The following is a 14,849-nucleotide window of genomic DNA, read 5'->3' as shown; positions in this document are numbered from 1 at the left end:
GCAGGGTTCAGGGCTTCACGATCCAGGCCGTCGGCGTGTTGGTCCAGGTGAAGGTCTTGAGCTTGAGTTCGGGCTTGTCGGCCATGAACTCGTCGACGGCCGCCGTCTCGCCGGGCCAATCGGGAATGCCGTACTCGTCGAACATCACGACACCGCCGCGGCTGACGCGAGGCCAGAACGCTTCGAGTCCCGCCTTGGTCGGCTTGTAGAGATCGCAGTCGAAATGGATCAGCGAGAACCGAACGCCCGGATTCTCGGCGACAAAACGCGGCGCCGTTTCCTCGACGTCGCCGTCGATGAGCTTGATGCGCGGCTTCCAGGGAACGAAGCGGTCGCGATCGAAGATGGCGATGGCATCCTCGAGCTCCTGGCGGAATGACGACGGATTGTATCCGCCCTGCACCTTGCCGGCCCGTTCCTTCAAGGCGCCGTCTTCATTCGCGAATCCCTTGAAGCCCGCCCAATTGTCGAAGCCATAGACCGTCTTGGTCCGGTTGCCGATGCAATAGGCCTCCAGCAGATTGGCCCAGGTCATGAGCCCCAGGCCCCGATAAACGCCGAGCTCCGCGATGTCCCCCGGCACCTCGAGCGTCTGCTTGAACAGCTCGGTGTGAGCAAGGAATCGCTTCAGGGCCTGGCGCCTCGACAAGATCGCAAAATTCTTGACCGCGTCGAGCGGAGCGATCCCGTAACGCTGACAATGGTCGGCGATCGCCGCCTCGATATCGGCATCCGTGCCGGATGTCTTGAACCCGCTCGCCGGGTCGAAACGTTCTGTCACGGCGCGATAACCTCCCATCGATCCATGTCGAGATAATGCTTCGACGTCTTGTCGCCGCCGAAGAAGCGGCAATCCATGCTGTAGCGGATGTGATCCGACCGGTTCGGCATCGACCGGTGGACCAGCAGCGGCTTGAACAGCAGGGCGTCGCCGGGCGACATCGGGCTGCAATCGACCGGCCGTCGATTCGAGGTGTCGATGCCCTCGAGCCACACGCCGTGATGCATGGACGCGGTCGGCCAGACCTGCTTGTCGCTGCCCGGAAACACGGTAATACCGCCGCAGGCCTCGTCGATTTCCACGAGGGGGACCCACACGGTCACGAAGTCGGCCATGTGGGTGTTGTAGGATATATCCTGGTGCGCGGGAACGCCCGCATCGTCATTGCCGGGCAGGATGAAGCGCGCCATCGGCGGCATATGCATGCGGAGCGACGTGACATCCAGGAGGGACCTGACCAGGGCCTGGACCGCCGGTTGCTGCGCGATCGCCCACAATCTCCGGTCGAGACGCACCTGCAGCGGGTAATGGCCGGCGGCGACCCTTCTCAGGGTCAGCTCGGCTTCGGGCACGTCTGGATTCGACATGACCGTCTTGATGCTCGCGATCGCATCCGGCGAATCGATGTCGACGCCCAGCCGCCGCAGTTCGAGATTGGCCGCTTCGAGGCTCCGTTCCAGGTAATCCCGCAGCCGCGCGATGACATCCGCCGGAATCAGGTTTCTCGCAATGAAATAGCCCTGCGCAGCAAAGAAATCGACTGCCCTCGATGTCATGCGCGTCGCAATTTCCTGTTGTCTTTCCGGCCGAATGGACCCGGACCGATGGTCCGGCATTTGAGCCGGTAAGGACCAGCAGTGCAATGGGCCCGTGATCGTTCAGGTCGAGGCGGCGCCCAGGATGGGCGCGACCCCTCGCCGCGGCCCTCTTTCGATATTTCGCCTTCCCGGCGAGGCACATAGCCTTGAAAAGGGCGCAGGAAACCGTAACAACGACAGGCCGGGTGCGCTATGCTCCGGCCCGGAACCGACGCCCGTCGGCGTCCCCGGATGGGCGACGGGATTCGTCGCATTTTCTTGCGAACCTGGATCGCAGCGGGGATCGATCTCCGGCGCGGATCGGCGGAGTCCGGTTCGGCGCGCCATGGCCGTCATGATGTGGAAAATATGAATCAACCGAGTCCAATGCCGAATCCGCGTCGTTCCAACAGCTTCGACCTGTCGTCGGCCCGGCAGCGCTGCCGGCGCTACCGGCGGCGCATCCTGGATATCTCGCAGCAGGTGAGCGCCCTCCATGTGGCGCCGGCCTTTTCCTGCACCGAGATCACCGATGCGATCTATCACGGACTCATGCGGCGGGCGCCGGACGGCAGTTTTCAGGACGTGTTCCTGATGTCGAAGGGCCACGGCTGCATGATCCAGTATGTGATCCTCGAGGAGCTGGGGATCCTGACGCGCGAGGATCTCGACCTTTATTGCACGCCGCGGGGACGCCTGGGCGCGCATCCGGATTTCGGCACGCCGGGCATCGCCGCCTCCACCGGCTCCCTGGGCCATGGGCTGGGCATCGCCACCGGCCAGGCCTGCGCGGAGCGGATGAAGGGCTCCGATGTGCTGATCTATTGTGTGCTGTCAGACGGCGAGTTCCAGGAAGGCTCCACCTGGGAGGCCATGATGATGGCGGCGAACCTGAAGTTGCCGAATCTGATCGCCTTCATGGACAACAACGACTTTTCCGGCCTCGAGCGGATGAGCGAGGGCCATCAGGCCTTCTATCCCCTGATCGAGAAGATCGATGCCTTCGGCTGGGAGACCGCCGAGGTCGACGGGCATAACGGAACCGACATTTTCAATGCGGTGACCGGGCGGCGCGGCGACCGGCCGCTGCTCGTGGTTTGTCATACGGTCAAGGGCAAGGGCGTCTCGTTCATGGAGCATGTGCCGGTCTGGCATTACCGCTCGCCCAACGCCGCCGAGCTCAAGCAGGCCATCGCAGAACTCGAGAAGGACGAGGCGTGAGAAACAAGTTCGCCGACGTATTCTACGAACTGGGCAAAGCCGATCCGCGGCTCTGCATCGTTGTCGCCGACATTTCGCCGGCAGGTTCGATCGCGAAGTTCCGACAGGACTTCCCCGAGCGCTTCATCAATACGGGCGTGGCCGAGCAGATCATGATCGGCATGACCGCCGGCATGGCGCAGCGGGGCTTGCGGCCCTTCGCCTACACCATCGCGACCTTCTCGCTCTACCGTCCCTTCGAGATGGTGCGCGACGATCTCTGCTACCAGAACCTGCCGGTGACGGTGGTCGGCATCGGCGGGGGCGTCACCTACTCGACCCTGGGCGCCACCCACCATGCGCAGGAGGATGTCAGCATCGCCTGCTCGATCCCCAATCTCTCGGTCGTGGCGCCCTGCGATCCTTCGGAAGCGGCCGCCGCCACGCGCTGGTGCGCAGCGCAGGAGAAGGGTCCGGTCTATCTGAGACTCGGCAAGGCCGGCGAGCCGGACTTCACCGCGAAGGCGCCCGAGCCCTGGGAATTCGGCAGAATCCGCATGATCAAGCCCGGCAGCGATGTCTGCATCCTCTCCTACGGTCCGATCATGAAGCGGGCCTTTGCCGTGGCGGATCGGTTCGAGGCGGCCGGTAAAAGCGTCGCCATCGCCTCCGCTCACACCCTGAAGCCGCTGGACCGGGAGCGGATCGAGCAGATCCTCGCCGGCTTCAAGCATGTCGTGGTGATCGAGGAATGCGCACCCAACGGCAGCCTTTCCATGCGCGTCCAGCAGATCGCCTGGACATCCCGCGCCCATTGCCGGCTCGACACCTTCACGCTGCAGGATGAGTTCAAGCATTGCTATGGCAGCCATGACGACCTGCTGGACGAGCATGGGTTGGCCGTCGGCGCCATCTGTGCGCAGCTCGGGCTGACGTGAAGCAGGCCGACGCGCCGGGTCCGGTTGTTGCGGCGGGCCGCGCGGCTGGCGGAAAGGCGCGATGACCGATCCCACCGACACCGGATTTCCTTGTCAGGTTTGCGGCTCGAAGGGCCTCGAACGGCAGAGCGCCTTCACCGCATTGCCGCGCGTCACGTCGGACTGCAAGCCCTGGCCGGCCGGCGGCAGCCTTGCCGTATGCAGCGACTGCGGCGCCATCCAGAAGATCCCCGACGCGCAATGGCAGAACGAGATCCGGCGGATCTATGGCGCTTACGAGATCTATCATTTGTCGGACGGCGCCGAGCAGGTCATCTTCGCCGGCGCCGGCGGCGAAGCATCGCCGCGGTCTCATATGCTGGTGGATTTCGTCGCCAAGACGATCGCGCTTCCGCCCACGGGCAAGCTGATCGACATCGGCTGTGGCAACGGCGCCGCGCTGGCCGGTTTCTCGAAAATCCTGCCGCAATGGGAACTCTACGGAAACGAGCTTTCCGATCGCGTGCTGCCGGCTCTCGAGAAAATCCCGAACTTCGTCGCGCTCTATACCGTCGACGATGTGAAGGCGATCCCGGGCCGGTATGACCTGGTGTCGATGATTCACTCGCTGGAGCATATGCCGGCACCCCTGTCGACCGTGACCGCGGCCACGAGACTGCTGGAGGACCGGGGCAGCGTCTTCATCGAGGTCCCCGACATCGAGACCTCGCCTTTCGATCTCGTGGTGGCGGATCACCTCAGTCACTTCTCCCTCGACACGCTGCGCTATCTGGCGAGCCGGGCCGGCTTGACCGCCGTCACGGCAACGACGTCGGTCCTGGGCAAGGAGATCACCTTCATCGGGCGAAGCGGTCAGACCTCTCTGCCGAGACCCGCCGCGGCAGCGGGCTTTCGCGCCGCCCGGGCGACCGTGACCTGGTTGCAATCGGTGATCGACCGGGCCCGGACGTTGTCGAAGGAGGGGCCGCTCGGAATCTTTGGCACCTCCATCTCCGGCATGTGGCTCTATGGTGCGCTCGAGGGCCGGATCGACTTTTTCGTGGATGAAGATCGATCACGGATCGGGCGCGACTATGAGGGCAAGCCGATCCTGGCGCCTCAGGACGCGCCCGCCGGCTCGACCGTCTATGTTCCGCTGACACCAGCGGTCTCGACCAAGGTCGTGGCGCGGCTGGCCGGCCATGGCGCGCGCTTCGTGCCGCCTCCCGAATGGCCGGGGAATTAGCCCCCGCCTGCGATCGCCCGGTTTCCCCGATCGGGCCTGAATTTGAAGTGACCGGGCCCCTGTGCTAGGGAAAGGCCTCGAAGACCGGGCCATTTCCTTGCCCCATCCCTCCCTCCACCGCGACATGTCAGGAACCGTTTCGTGACCGATTTCAAGGTGCCCTTTATCGATCTGGCATTGCGCTACCAAGAGGAGCGCGAAGAGATCCTCGCTTGCATCGACCGGGTCCTGTCAAAGGGACATCTGGTCCTGACCGAGGAGGTCAACGAGTTCGAGGCCGATGTCGTCCGGTACACGGGCGCCAGGCATTGCATCTCGATGAACTCGGGCACCGACGCGCTGATGATCGGCATGTGGGCGATGGGGATCGGCAAGGGCGACGAGGTGATCACGCCGCCGGTCTCGTTCGTGGCCTCGACGGGCTCGATCGCCCATATCGGCGCCGTCCCGGTCTATGCCGACGTCAAGGACGACCAGACCATCGATCCGGCCGAGATCGAGAAGCGGATCACGCCGCGCACCCGGGCGATCATGCCGGTCCATTGGGTCGGCCGCATCGCCGACATGGATGCGATTCGCGACATCGCCAAGCGCCACAATATCAAGATCATCGAGGACGCCGCCCAGTCCATGGGCGCCTATTACAAGGGCAAGCATGGCGGCACCTTCGGCGATGCCGGCGCCGTGTCCGCGCATCCGCTCAAGAACCTCAACGCGCTGGGCGACGGCGGCTTCCTGCTGACCGACGACGACGAGATCGCCCACAAGGCGCGGCTCTATCGCAACCATGGGCTCGAGAGCCGCGACAATTGCGCCTTTTACGGCGTCAATTCGCGGCTCGACGTGCTCAACGCCGAGGTCCTGAAGTTCCGCCTGACGCGCCTCAAGGGCGTCATCGACCAGCGGCGGCGCAACGCCAACATCTATCGCAAGATCATCAAGCCGGGTCACGTGCAGATTCCCGAAGAGAAGTCGCACGAGGTCGTGTCCTATGTGATGTTCATCACCCAGGCCGACGATCGCGACCGGCTGCAGAAATTCCTGGCGGAGCGCGGCGTGCAGACCCTGGTCTATTACGGAACGGCCCTGCATCTGCACAAGGCCGCGGCCAGCCTCGGCTACAAGCGCGGCGATTTCCCGATGGCGGAGCGGCAATGCGACCGCGTGCTGGCGCTGCCCCACATGCAGTATCTCTCCGAGGATCAGGTGGCCTACGCCGCCGAGCTGGTGAACAAGTTCTACGGCGTGTGAGCCCGGACATGGCCGGCATCCTGGTCATCGCCCCGCATGCGCTGGATGAAGTGCTCGGCTGCGGCGGCACGATGGCGCGCCATGCCGAAGACGGACGCCGGGTCGATACGCTGATCCTCTTCGGTGACGATTCCAGCCGTGGCCTGTTACGGCATGAAGCCGCGCCGAAAGCGGCGGCGGCGCTAGGTACGAATGCGCCGCGCTTCGTCGGGTTGCCCGAGAACCGCAGCGACACCCTGCCCCTGGTCGAGGTGGTCGGCGCGATCGAGCGGGCGATCGCCGAATCCGCGCCCGAGATCGTCTATGTGCCTCACGGCGGCAGCCTGCATATCGACCACCAGACCACCTTCCGGGCGGCGATGACCGCGATTCGTCCCGTGCCCAAGCATCCGGTGCGGGCGATCTATGCCTATGAAATCGTCTCGAGCACGGAATGGGCGCCAAGGGCGCTGGGCGAACCCTTCTCGCCGACCCGCTTCACCGACATCGAGCGGACCCTCGATCGCAAGATGCGGGCACTCGACTGCTATGCGGCCGAGATGAGGCCCACGCCCCATGCGCGATCGCGCGAGGGCGTGATCGCCCTTGCGCATAACCGCGGCCATTCGGTCGGCATGGCCGCCGCCGAGGCCTTCATGGTGCTGCGCGAGCTGGACTGAACGCGGCGCGCCATCAGGCGCGCAGGACAAACTCGGCGGGCGGCGGCAGCTGCTTGAGATAGTGGCGGCCCCACGCGACCATGTCGCGGACGCCTTCGCGCAAGCTGATGCGCTCCTGATAGCCCAGCTCGGTCTTGATCCGGGTGCTGTCGAGCCAGTATTGCGCGTCCTCGCCGACGCGGCCGGGGGTGATGTCGACCAGCGTCTCGAACGGAACGCCGGTTTCTTCCGCCACCAGCTCGACCAGATGGCGGATGCTCGAGGGCTGCTCGGGCCCGACATTGTAGAGGCGGCCGAACGGCGCCTTCTCCGTCATCAGCCAGATCGCATGCGCCAGGTCCTGGGCATGCATGTAGGATTTCTTGACGTTACCGCCGCCCTGCAGGGGCAGCTTCTGGCCGGTCAGCGCGCAATAGACCGCGCGCGGCAGGATGCGATAGAGCAGCTGGCCCGGCCCATAGGCGTTGGACGGGCGGATGATGTTCATCGGGAACTTGCGGACCGCCCACAGCGTGTCGAGATGCATGTCGCCCGCCAGCTTCGAGACGGCATAGGGGCTGGTCGGGTGCAGCGGCGCATCCTCGGCCGCCGGCTTCTCGACCGGGCCGTACAGCTCCGAGGTTCCGATCTGAACGAAGCGCTCGAGATAGTCGCGCTTCATGAGATCCTCGCACATCTTCGCCAGGGCGACGACATTGGTCTCGTAATAGCGGAACGACTTCTCCCAGGAGGTGGCGTAGGCGAGTGCTGCGAAATTGACGATCACCTCGGGCTTCTCGCGGTCGAACAGCTCGAACAGCCGGTCCTGCTCGAACACGACATGGATCTGCTCGTAGCGATAGCGCGCATCGCCCTTGCCGACTTCGAGCGTGAAGGGAGGGGCTGCCGGCGGATTGCGGCCGACGCAGATCACCTTCCGGGGGTCGGTCTTCTCGAGCAGATATTTCGCGAAATGGACCGCGAACACGCCACCGCCGCCCAAGAGAATATAGGTCCTCATCGGTCTCTCAGCTCCTCGTCATCGCCTGGGCGATCCCTGCGCGGGAAGGCTCAGCGGCGCTTTTGATAGAACGAACGGACCACATCGACAACCCGGTCCTGCTCCGCATGGCTGAGATACTGATCGACCGGGAAAGTGATCACTTCCCGCGCATGGCGATCGGCCACCGGGAAATCGCCTTCCTTATGGCCGAGATAGCGGAGGGCCTGCTGGCGATAGACCGGGATCGGGTAATGCACCTTGGCCTCGATGCCCTCGGCCACGCAATGCGCATGCAGCTCGTCCCGGTGCTCGGCGAACAGCACATAGAGCAGATAGACGTTCTTGCTGCGCGGATCGCGGTGTGGAATCCGGAGCTGGGGAATGTCGGCGAACGCGCGGTCGTAATAGGCGGCCGCGGCCGCGCGCCCTTCGACCCAGCCCGGGACCTGAGGCAGCATATGCTTGCCCACCACGGCCTGGAGCGAGTCCAGGCGCGTGTTGTAGCCCAGGATCTCCATCTCGTTGCGATTGCGCAGCCCGTGATTGCGCAAGAGCCGGCAGCGCCGGTCGATCGCGTCGTCGTCGGTCACGACGACGCCGGCATCGCCCCAGACATTGATGATCTTGAGCGGGTGCATCGAGAAGGCGCCGGCCAGCCCGAAGGTCCCGGCCTTGCGACCCTCCCACTCGCCCAGCAGGCTCTGGCAGGCATCCTCGATGACCGGCAGCTTGTGGGCGCGCGCGATCTCCATGATCCGCGGCATGTCGACCACATCGCCGGTCAGCTGCACCGGGACGATGGCCCTGGTGCGAGGGCCGATGGCGGCTTCGAGCCGGTCGATGTCGAGGCCGAACATGTCGTCGCAATCGACGAAGACCGGACGGGCGCCCAGCTCCGCGATGGCGCCCACCGTCGCCCAGAAGGTGTTGGCGGCGGTGATAACCTCGTCGCCGGGCTCCAGCCCCGCCGCCTTGAGCGAGACCTTGAGGGCATCGGTGCCGGAGCCGACGCCAATGGCGTGCCTGGTTCCCAGCATGGCGGCGAACATCGCCTCGAACTCGCCGACCACCTTTCCCAGCGTGAAATCTCCCGACGCGACCAGGCGGCGGATGTCGGCAAGGATCGGTTCGGGATCGGCGAATTGCTGGCCGAGCGGCGAATAGCGGACGGAGCGAGGCGTCGATGGGGATGGCATGGTGTCTTCGAATGGGAGGGGGCGAACGGGCAACGGATGTTGGCGGCAGAGGCCAATTGACGATATCATCGATCTTCTTAAGGAGCGAAAGTTAATGATTTCCGGCAATTGCGCTCATTGTCACGGGTGCCGTCGGCCGCGCCGCGATTGAGCGCGAGGCTGGCCGACCTGCGGTTCACGAACCCCTCGAAAATTCACGCAACGGAGTATCTTTATGGCTGAGGTCAATCTTCTCGCGCGCCTGCCGCGCTCGCGGCGCAATGTGAACGCCCGCGCGGAGGCCAAGAGCCCGGAGGTGATCGCCACCTCCCGGAAATTCGGCCAGGAATATTTCGACGGCCCGCGGGAATATGGCTATGGCGGCTATCGCTATGACGGGCGGTGGGTCCCGATCGCCGAGGACATCGTTGCCCATTTCGGCCTCAAGGCCGGCGATCGGGTGCTGGATGTCGGCTGCGCCAAGGGATTCCTGGTCAAGGACCTGATGAAGGTCTGCCCCGGGCTCGAGGTGTTCGGCATCGACATCTCGGAATACGCGGTCATGCATTGCGAGCCCGAGGTGGTCGGTCGGCTCCATCTCGGCAGCTGCGAGCATCTGCCCTTCCCCAGCAACAGCTTCAGCGCGGTGGTGTCGATCAACACGATTCATAACCAGAACCGCGAAGGCGTGATCCGCTCGCTCAAGGAAGTGCAGCGGCTCTGCGGCGGCCGGGCCTATGTGCAGGTCGATTCCTATCGCGACGAAGAACAGCGCCAGCTCTTCCTCGACTGGGTTCTGACCGCGAATTTCCACGATTATCCGGATGGCTGGCGCAAGGTGTTCGCCGAGGCCGGCTATACGGGCGACTATTACTGGACGATCGTGGAGTAGCGTGGCGGCGGGATCGCCCGAGCAGGGATCGCAGGACGAGAGCGGTTCGTGCGGCTAGGCGACGGGTCCGAACGCTCCGCTCGCGCGGAGCTCACGGGCATAGTCGTAGAGCGCGTCGTCCCAGCGGACCAGCGGCGCCATGGCCGCCTGGATATCGGCGGGGTTTTCCTGGTAGGTCTTGCCCTTGACCCAGGCCCGTTTGACGACGTCGTCCGTCGCATTGTCTCTGGGGATGACCGGCAGGCGCGGCAGGTCCAAGTCGCACAGAACCCGTCCGAAATCGGCCTCGTATGTTTCCTGCAAGCCGACGCGATTCAGGCGCCGGAGATTGCGCTTGGCGATCTCGAGAAGGGCCGGCCATTCCGATTCCCGAAACGGATAGTCGACCAGCCGGCCCGAGAGCTGGCGCACCATGTAGTTGTCGATCATGTTCCGGAGATCGAGATCCGACGTGGTGAACATGTCCAGTTGGGACATGTCCCGGCATCGCTCCACCCGGCTCATCACCGCTTCGGTCAGGTGATCCTTGGGGTAGTTCGTCATCACCCGATAGAAGGACTGCAGGCGGCTCCGCGGCTCGCGAAGAAAGGTGAAGATGTAGTCGTCGTCGCGAATGCCGATGCGCTCGACGCTGGCCCAGGAAAAATGGCCGCAAATGAAGCGCGATGCCCGCGCCCGTTCGATCTTCCGCTCATCGGGAGATTGATGAAGATAGATCTCACCCAGCTTGCACCGCCGCCCGCCCCGTTTTCCGCCGAGACAGCAGGTCAGATATTGCTGCGCCGTCATCCCGCCGGTCTTGGGGATATGCATGAAGAAGATCCGGCGGGGCTGACTCGGCGCCAAATGAAACATCGAGCGCGACCGGGCCAGCAATGTGCCCATACGCAGCCTCAGCGCCATTGGATCGGAAATCACAGAAACCTGGCGCGATTTCAGAAGCACCGGCCCCCCCATCATTAAGTTCTATTTAATAGGGTAAACAGACTGACGTAGTGGGGCAATACCGGTGTAACGGGGCAAGGAGGTTGCAGGACTGGCCACAAACTCGCCACAGGGCCTTGTGGCCGTCACCGGGACCGGGCTATCCGATGCGCTCCCGGTTGATATGCAGCCAGAGGCCGAAGGCGTCATAGGGCGTAACGCGGAGGTTCTGGATCTCGGCGGGCGAGAAGACGCGAAGGTCCGCGCCTTCCCGCAAAACCACGGAGCGAACCCTCTCCGCCGCCAGGGAGACCTCGAAGAACGCGCGCGTCTTCATCCCGAATCCCGGCCGGTTCCAGTCGATGTCGATGCGCGTGGCGTAGCGCACCGCCTCGGGTGGGAAATCGACCCCGATCTCCTCCAGAAGTTCGCGGCGCAGCGCAGCCTCCTCGCTCTCGCCGGGCTCGATGGCGCCGCCGAAGAGGCCCCAATGATCGGGGAAGAAGATATCCGGGCGATTGTCGCGGAGCTGCAGCAGATATCCCTGCGGCGGCACGACGATGATCGCGGCGACCGCATCGCGCGGATGCAGGCGCGGGCCGGCCGGCGGGCGTGAGGCGTCGCTCTCCGTCATCGATGTTCCCTCTGGTCTTTCATGCCGTGAGGACGCGATCGAGCCGTCGATCGGTGCCGCGACGGATCACGCGCCCGACTGCGCCTCGCGATGGACCTTGCGCAGGCCGTCGATCAGTGGCGTGAAGCGGAACTCGGGAAAGGCGCGCCGGCGCAGCGCCGGATCGAAATGCCGGTGGGTGACCGGCGACTGCCGCGGCGTATGGATCACCTCCGCTGCCGGACTGAAAAGCCCTCCCACCAGCCGCGCCAGCTCGTCGAACGTGACCGACTGCCCGGTGACCATGTTCAGGATGCCGTGGCTGCGATGCCGGAGCACCTCCCGGATCATGGCGACGGCATCGTCGATCAGCAGATGATCGCGGGTCTCCTCGCCCTTGCCGCCCAGAGTGATCTTGCGATCCTTCTCGGCCAGGCGCCGGAAGCGGTTGGCGCCGTAGGAATTGTGCGTATCCGCCGCGCCATAGACGAGGGTCGAGCGCAAGATCGCCAGCGGCCCCTTGAACGCCTGCTGCAGCATGAGCTCGCGGGTGCGGTGCATGACGCCGTAGAGGTCGATGGGCGCGGCCGGCGTGGCTTCGGAGACGAGGCCGGCCTCGAAGGAATAGACCGCATCCGAGCTGAGATAGACCAGATGGGCAACCGGCCGCGCTTGCAGCGCCGCTGCCACCGCCTCGCCCATCCGCAGATTGCGCATGGTGCTGGCGATGTCGCGGCCCTTGTCCGGCGTCACGGCCGACAGGAACACCAGTGCATCCTCGGGCTGCAGCAGGGCGGTCAGTTTCGCGGCCGCATCGGGCATCGCCAGGTCGAGATCGGCCGAGGAGAGCGCCAGGGTCGGGACGCCGCCGGCCGCGAGATCGCGGACGAGGGCCGCGCCGATGAAACCGCGCGAGCCCAGCACCACGACACGGGCGGGTTCGGCGGGAGGAGTCTGTCGATGATCGAAGGTCACGGGCGTCACGGAGCTCCAAGGACGGCTTGCTGAAGGCCGGCCGCGCGGCAGGCCTGGGGATCGAGGATGCGATAGGGGTCCAACAGGACGCGCCCCTTCATGGCGGTGGCGACGTCGCCGGGCGCGACGCTCCTGAACTGCGGCCAGGGCGTCAGGATCGCCAGCGCGTCGGCGCCGCGGCAGGCATCGAGCGGATCCTTGGCCTGGACGATGCCGGGATGATAGCGGGCCTCGGCGGCGACCAGTGGATCGAAGGCTTGCACGACCGAGGGGCCGAGCCCGCTCAAGAAGGCCAGGGCCGGCGAGTTCTTGGTCGAATGGGTGTTCTCCTTGTAGGCGAGGCCCCAGAGCGCGACGCGCGGATGCTTGACCCGGTCCGCCACCAGCTCGCCGAACCGGCGCAAGGGCCAATCCTTGCAGTGGCGGCTGTTGACGAGCATCGCGCGGATGGCACTCGCATCGGCGCCGGCGGCGTCGGCGAGCCGGGTCACGGTCGAGAGGTCGCGCTCGATATTGCCGCCGGAGAGGCCAAGGCCCGGCGTCAGATAGGAATGCGGGCCGATGCGGCGATCGAGCCGCAGGGTGGGAACGATCTCCGACCAGTCGGCGCCCACGCCCTCGGCCAGCTCGGCCAGCGAGTTGGCGACCGTGACGCTCGCCGCGAGGCAGCAATTGATGGCGATCTTCGCGAGCTCCGCGCTCTCATAGCGCATCGGCAGGATGGGACAGCCGAACCGCTCGAGATAGGCCCGAAAGGCCGGCGGCAGGGGGCGGGCCGGGTCGGCGCAGCCGACGATGTAGCGCTCCGGCTCGAGCGCACGCTCGAAGGCGCGGCCGAACACCAGGGTTTCGACCTGATAATAGAGGCTCTCGTCTCGCAGCGCCCGGGTGAAGCCCGGCGGCACCTGGCTCAGCAGGACCCGCGTCCTTCCGGCCGCGGCCTTGCCGACGATATCGAGCAGCCGATGGACGGGCTCGAGATCGCTCTCGCCGCTATCGCCGGTGGGAACATCCGGCGCGACATAGATCGGGTCGCAGGCGGAGAGGTCGGACGCCTGGCTGGTGAAGCGGATGTTCCCCCGATGGGCCGTCCAGATCTCGGCGAGCCGGGGTTCGTCGATCGGGAACCGTCCCTGACTCAGCTGCGCGACGAGTTCCGCGCTCGGATCGAAGGCGACCGTCGACACACCCTTGGCCGCCGCCGCGAGGCTCGAGACGATGCCCAGATGCGTCATGCCCGCAAAGCCGATCATGACGCCAGGGCCTCGGCGGCGAGCTTCCGCAAGCTGCGGTTGATCCAGAGATCGTTGTCGAGATTGTCGGGGCCGCCCGATTCGCAGAGCGACTTGAAATGCGCGTACTCCGCGACCCAGGTCGGATCGGGCTGGATCAGCGTTTTCGACGACTCGTCTGGCCGACCGCTGGGGAGCTTGCGGTCGCGAACGGTGAAGTGGGTCGGGCCCCATTTGCACAGCGATTCGATGTGCGCGCTGCCGTTCTCGGCCAGCAGGTCGCATTTGAAATCGTTGCGCCAGGAACAGAGCGTCATCTCCAGCTCGATCGAGGGCGGCCCGGCCGAGGCGAGCACGACATGATCGAACGCCCGATTCTCGAATCGGTCCGCGGACACGACGCGAAACGGTGCCGCGGGGGGCGATCCCAGCCAGAACAGGATGGTGTCGAGCAGATGCGATCCCAGATCGGGGAGCACGCCGGCACCGGCATCGCGCCAGGCCGAGTCATGCACCAGGCGCGCCGTTCCGTTGCCGTAGAACATGCGCAAGCGATAGATCCGGCCGAGCCGGCCGCTTTGCAGCAGCTCGCGCATCCGGATGAAATGCGGCTCGAAGCGATGGTTATAGGCGGTGTAGAGCACCGCCCCCTTTGCCCGCGCCCGATCCCGAAGGCCGGCAATGGCAGCATCGTCGTCCGCGATCAAGGGCTTCTCGACCAGCGCATGCTTCCGGTGGGAGGCCAGGTAATCGAGGATGGCGAGCTTGGGCTCGTCCGGCGTGCAGATCAGGGCCGCGTCATAACTCGAGATCGGCGCCTCCTCGATGCGGCGGTAGTCGGCCTCGGGGTTGACCGGGTCGACGGTGGCGGCCAGGTCCGCCCCCGCGACGCTTCGCCTCTTATGGCCCTGGACACCGAGTCCGACAACGGCGACACGCATTTTCGGTAGGTTTTCCGCGGATTTGAGCCGGCTCCGTCGTCTTGACAAGCCGAAACTGAAAGAGTTTATAGCCGATCACGCGCCCCACCCCAAAGCCCCGGAATGACGCGACTCGAAGGCGGCGAACGGACCGCCGACGCGCAATTCCGGCCGAGCGGCTGATCGACGGGACCCTCGCGGGACACCGGCCTCGGACAGGGCTGGCTCCGCGACGCGGGAGGCGGGGCGCCTATGGCAACGCTATCGCTGGCGCCTCGCAATCGC

Annotated in this window: 15 protein-coding genes; 6 read left to right on the top strand and 9 right to left on the bottom strand. The window is 65.2% G+C overall.

Annotated features, from left to right (window positions below; translation table 11 throughout):
• Window positions 1-7 precede the first annotated feature (7 nt).
• Both FRZ44_RS01790 and FRZ44_RS01785 read right to left on the bottom strand, forming a co-directional pair.
• Window positions 8-781: a TylF/MycF/NovP-related O-methyltransferase gene (locus FRZ44_RS01790; RefSeq protein WP_225308504.1), complete on the bottom strand. Its 774-nt coding sequence runs from the start codon at window positions 779-781 to the stop codon at window positions 8-10.
• Window positions 778-1,557 carry a phytanoyl-CoA dioxygenase family protein gene (locus FRZ44_RS01785; protein ID WP_191908366.1) on the bottom strand — a complete coding sequence of 260 codons (780 nt, stop codon included), beginning with the start codon at window positions 1,555-1,557 and terminating at the stop codon, window positions 778-780. Before FRZ44_RS01785 ends, FRZ44_RS01790 begins: the two co-directional genes overlap by 4 nt.
• 408 nt (window positions 1,558-1,965) lie before the next feature.
• Between FRZ44_RS01785 and FRZ44_RS01780 the strand changes: the two genes are divergently transcribed.
• The 5 genes from FRZ44_RS01780 to FRZ44_RS01760 all read left to right on the top strand — a co-directional run bounded on the left by FRZ44_RS01780 (window position 1,966) and on the right by FRZ44_RS01760 (window position 6,851).
• Window positions 1,966-2,799, top strand: coding sequence for a transketolase (locus FRZ44_RS01780; RefSeq protein ID WP_151175562.1), 834 nt, complete (start codon window positions 1,966-1,968; stop codon window positions 2,797-2,799).
• Complete coding sequence (locus FRZ44_RS01775; protein ID WP_151175561.1) at window positions 2,796-3,716, top strand: transketolase family protein; 921 nt, start codon at window positions 2,796-2,798, stop codon at window positions 3,714-3,716. Before FRZ44_RS01780 ends, FRZ44_RS01775 begins: the two co-directional genes overlap by 4 nt.
• 61 nt (window positions 3,717-3,777) lie before the next feature.
• Entirely contained in the window at window positions 3,778-4,941 is a 1,164-nt protein-coding gene (locus FRZ44_RS01770; RefSeq protein WP_151175560.1) for a class I SAM-dependent methyltransferase, read from the top strand.
• 141 nt (window positions 4,942-5,082) lie between these two features.
• Window positions 5,083-6,192, top strand: coding sequence for a DegT/DnrJ/EryC1/StrS family aminotransferase (locus FRZ44_RS01765; protein WP_151175559.1), 1,110 nt, complete (start codon window positions 5,083-5,085; stop codon window positions 6,190-6,192).
• Window positions 6,193-6,200: 8 nt separating this feature from the next.
• Window positions 6,201-6,851 (top strand): PIG-L deacetylase family protein, encoded by a 651-nt coding sequence (locus FRZ44_RS01760; protein WP_191908365.1) that lies wholly within the window; start codon window positions 6,201-6,203, stop codon window positions 6,849-6,851.
• A 13-nt stretch (window positions 6,852-6,864) separates the two neighbouring features.
• On the opposite strand, the gene FRZ44_RS01755 is transcribed toward FRZ44_RS01760, so the two are convergent.
• Window positions 6,865-7,851 (bottom strand): NAD-dependent epimerase/dehydratase family protein, encoded by a 987-nt coding sequence (locus FRZ44_RS01755; RefSeq protein WP_151175557.1) that lies wholly within the window; start codon window positions 7,849-7,851, stop codon window positions 6,865-6,867.
• Between the two features lie 50 nt (window positions 7,852-7,901).
• The gene (locus tag FRZ44_RS01750) at window positions 7,902-9,029 is read right to left on the bottom strand and encodes a DegT/DnrJ/EryC1/StrS family aminotransferase (protein ID WP_151175556.1); all 1,128 of its coding nucleotides are present in this window, start codon (window positions 9,027-9,029) and stop codon (window positions 7,902-7,904) included.
• A 214-nt stretch (window positions 9,030-9,243) separates the two neighbouring features.
• Here FRZ44_RS01750 and FRZ44_RS01745 point away from each other — a divergent pair, with 214 nt between their 5' ends.
• Entirely contained in the window at window positions 9,244-9,900 is a 657-nt protein-coding gene (locus FRZ44_RS01745) for a class I SAM-dependent methyltransferase (RefSeq protein WP_151175555.1), read from the top strand.
• A gap of 54 nt (window positions 9,901-9,954) precedes the next feature.
• Here FRZ44_RS01745 and FRZ44_RS01740 read toward each other — a convergent pair whose 3' ends face one another.
• From FRZ44_RS01740 to FRZ44_RS01720, 5 genes are all read right to left on the bottom strand, one after another.
• Window positions 9,955-10,713, bottom strand: coding sequence for a sulfotransferase family 2 domain-containing protein (locus FRZ44_RS01740; RefSeq protein ID WP_191908364.1), 759 nt, complete (start codon window positions 10,711-10,713; stop codon window positions 9,955-9,957).
• A 271-nt stretch (window positions 10,714-10,984) separates the two neighbouring features.
• Window positions 10,985-11,458 (bottom strand): NUDIX domain-containing protein, encoded by a 474-nt coding sequence (locus FRZ44_RS01735; RefSeq protein ID WP_151175553.1) that lies wholly within the window; start codon window positions 11,456-11,458, stop codon window positions 10,985-10,987.
• 66 nt (window positions 11,459-11,524) lie between these two features.
• Window positions 11,525-12,421: an NAD-dependent epimerase/dehydratase family protein gene (locus FRZ44_RS01730; RefSeq protein ID WP_191908363.1), complete on the bottom strand. Its 897-nt coding sequence runs from the start codon at window positions 12,419-12,421 to the stop codon at window positions 11,525-11,527.
• A complete protein-coding gene (locus FRZ44_RS01725; protein ID WP_151175551.1) occupies window positions 12,418-13,665 on the bottom strand; it encodes a UDP binding domain-containing protein in 1,248 nt (415 codons plus the stop codon). Before FRZ44_RS01725 ends, FRZ44_RS01730 begins: the two co-directional genes overlap by 4 nt.
• A complete protein-coding gene (locus FRZ44_RS01720) occupies window positions 13,662-14,585 on the bottom strand; it encodes a Gfo/Idh/MocA family protein (RefSeq protein ID WP_151175550.1) in 924 nt (307 codons plus the stop codon). Before FRZ44_RS01720 ends, FRZ44_RS01725 begins: the two co-directional genes overlap by 4 nt.
• Between the last annotated feature and the right edge of the window lie 264 nt (window positions 14,586-14,849).

It is taken from the genome of Hypericibacter terrae (assembly GCF_008728855.1).
Classification (GTDB): Bacteria; Pseudomonadota; Alphaproteobacteria; order Dongiales; family Dongiaceae; genus Hypericibacter; species Hypericibacter terrae.
Note: the sequence above shows the minus strand (reverse complement) of the source record. Positions and strands in the feature narration are given on the sequence as shown.

Excerpts from the sequence above, each read along its gene's own strand:
- FRZ44_RS01785 (WP_191908366.1), bottom strand. The coding sequence starts at position 1,557 with ATGACATCGAGGGCAGTCGATTTCTTTGCTGCGCAGGGCTATTTCATT.
- FRZ44_RS01780 (WP_151175562.1), top strand. The coding sequence starts at position 1,966 with ATGCCGAATCCGCGTCGTTCCAACAGCTTCGACCTGTCGTCGGCCCGG.
- FRZ44_RS01770 (WP_151175560.1), top strand. The coding sequence starts at position 3,778 with ATGACCGATCCCACCGACACCGGATTTCCTTGTCAGGTTTGCGGCTCG.
- FRZ44_RS01760 (WP_191908365.1), top strand. The coding sequence starts at position 6,201 with ATGGCCGGCATCCTGGTCATCGCCCCGCATGCGCTGGATGAAGTGCTC.
- FRZ44_RS01755 (WP_151175557.1), bottom strand. The coding sequence starts at position 7,851 with ATGAGGACCTATATTCTCTTGGGCGGCGGTGGCGTGTTCGCGGTCCAT.
- FRZ44_RS01750 (WP_151175556.1), bottom strand. The coding sequence starts at position 9,029 with ATGCCATCCCCATCGACGCCTCGCTCCGTCCGCTATTCGCCGCTCGGC.
- FRZ44_RS01745 (WP_151175555.1), top strand. The coding sequence starts at position 9,244 with ATGGCTGAGGTCAATCTTCTCGCGCGCCTGCCGCGCTCGCGGCGCAAT.
- FRZ44_RS01740 (WP_191908364.1), bottom strand. The coding sequence starts at position 10,713 with ATGCATATCCCCAAGACCGGCGGGATGACGGCGCAGCAATATCTGACC.
- FRZ44_RS01735 (WP_151175553.1), bottom strand. The coding sequence starts at position 11,458 with ATGACGGAGAGCGACGCCTCACGCCCGCCGGCCGGCCCGCGCCTGCAT.
- FRZ44_RS01725 (WP_151175551.1), bottom strand. The coding sequence starts at position 13,665 with ATGATCGGCTTTGCGGGCATGACGCATCTGGGCATCGTCTCGAGCCTC.
- FRZ44_RS01720 (WP_151175550.1), bottom strand. The coding sequence starts at position 14,585 with ATGCGTGTCGCCGTTGTCGGACTCGGTGTCCAGGGCCATAAGAGGCGA.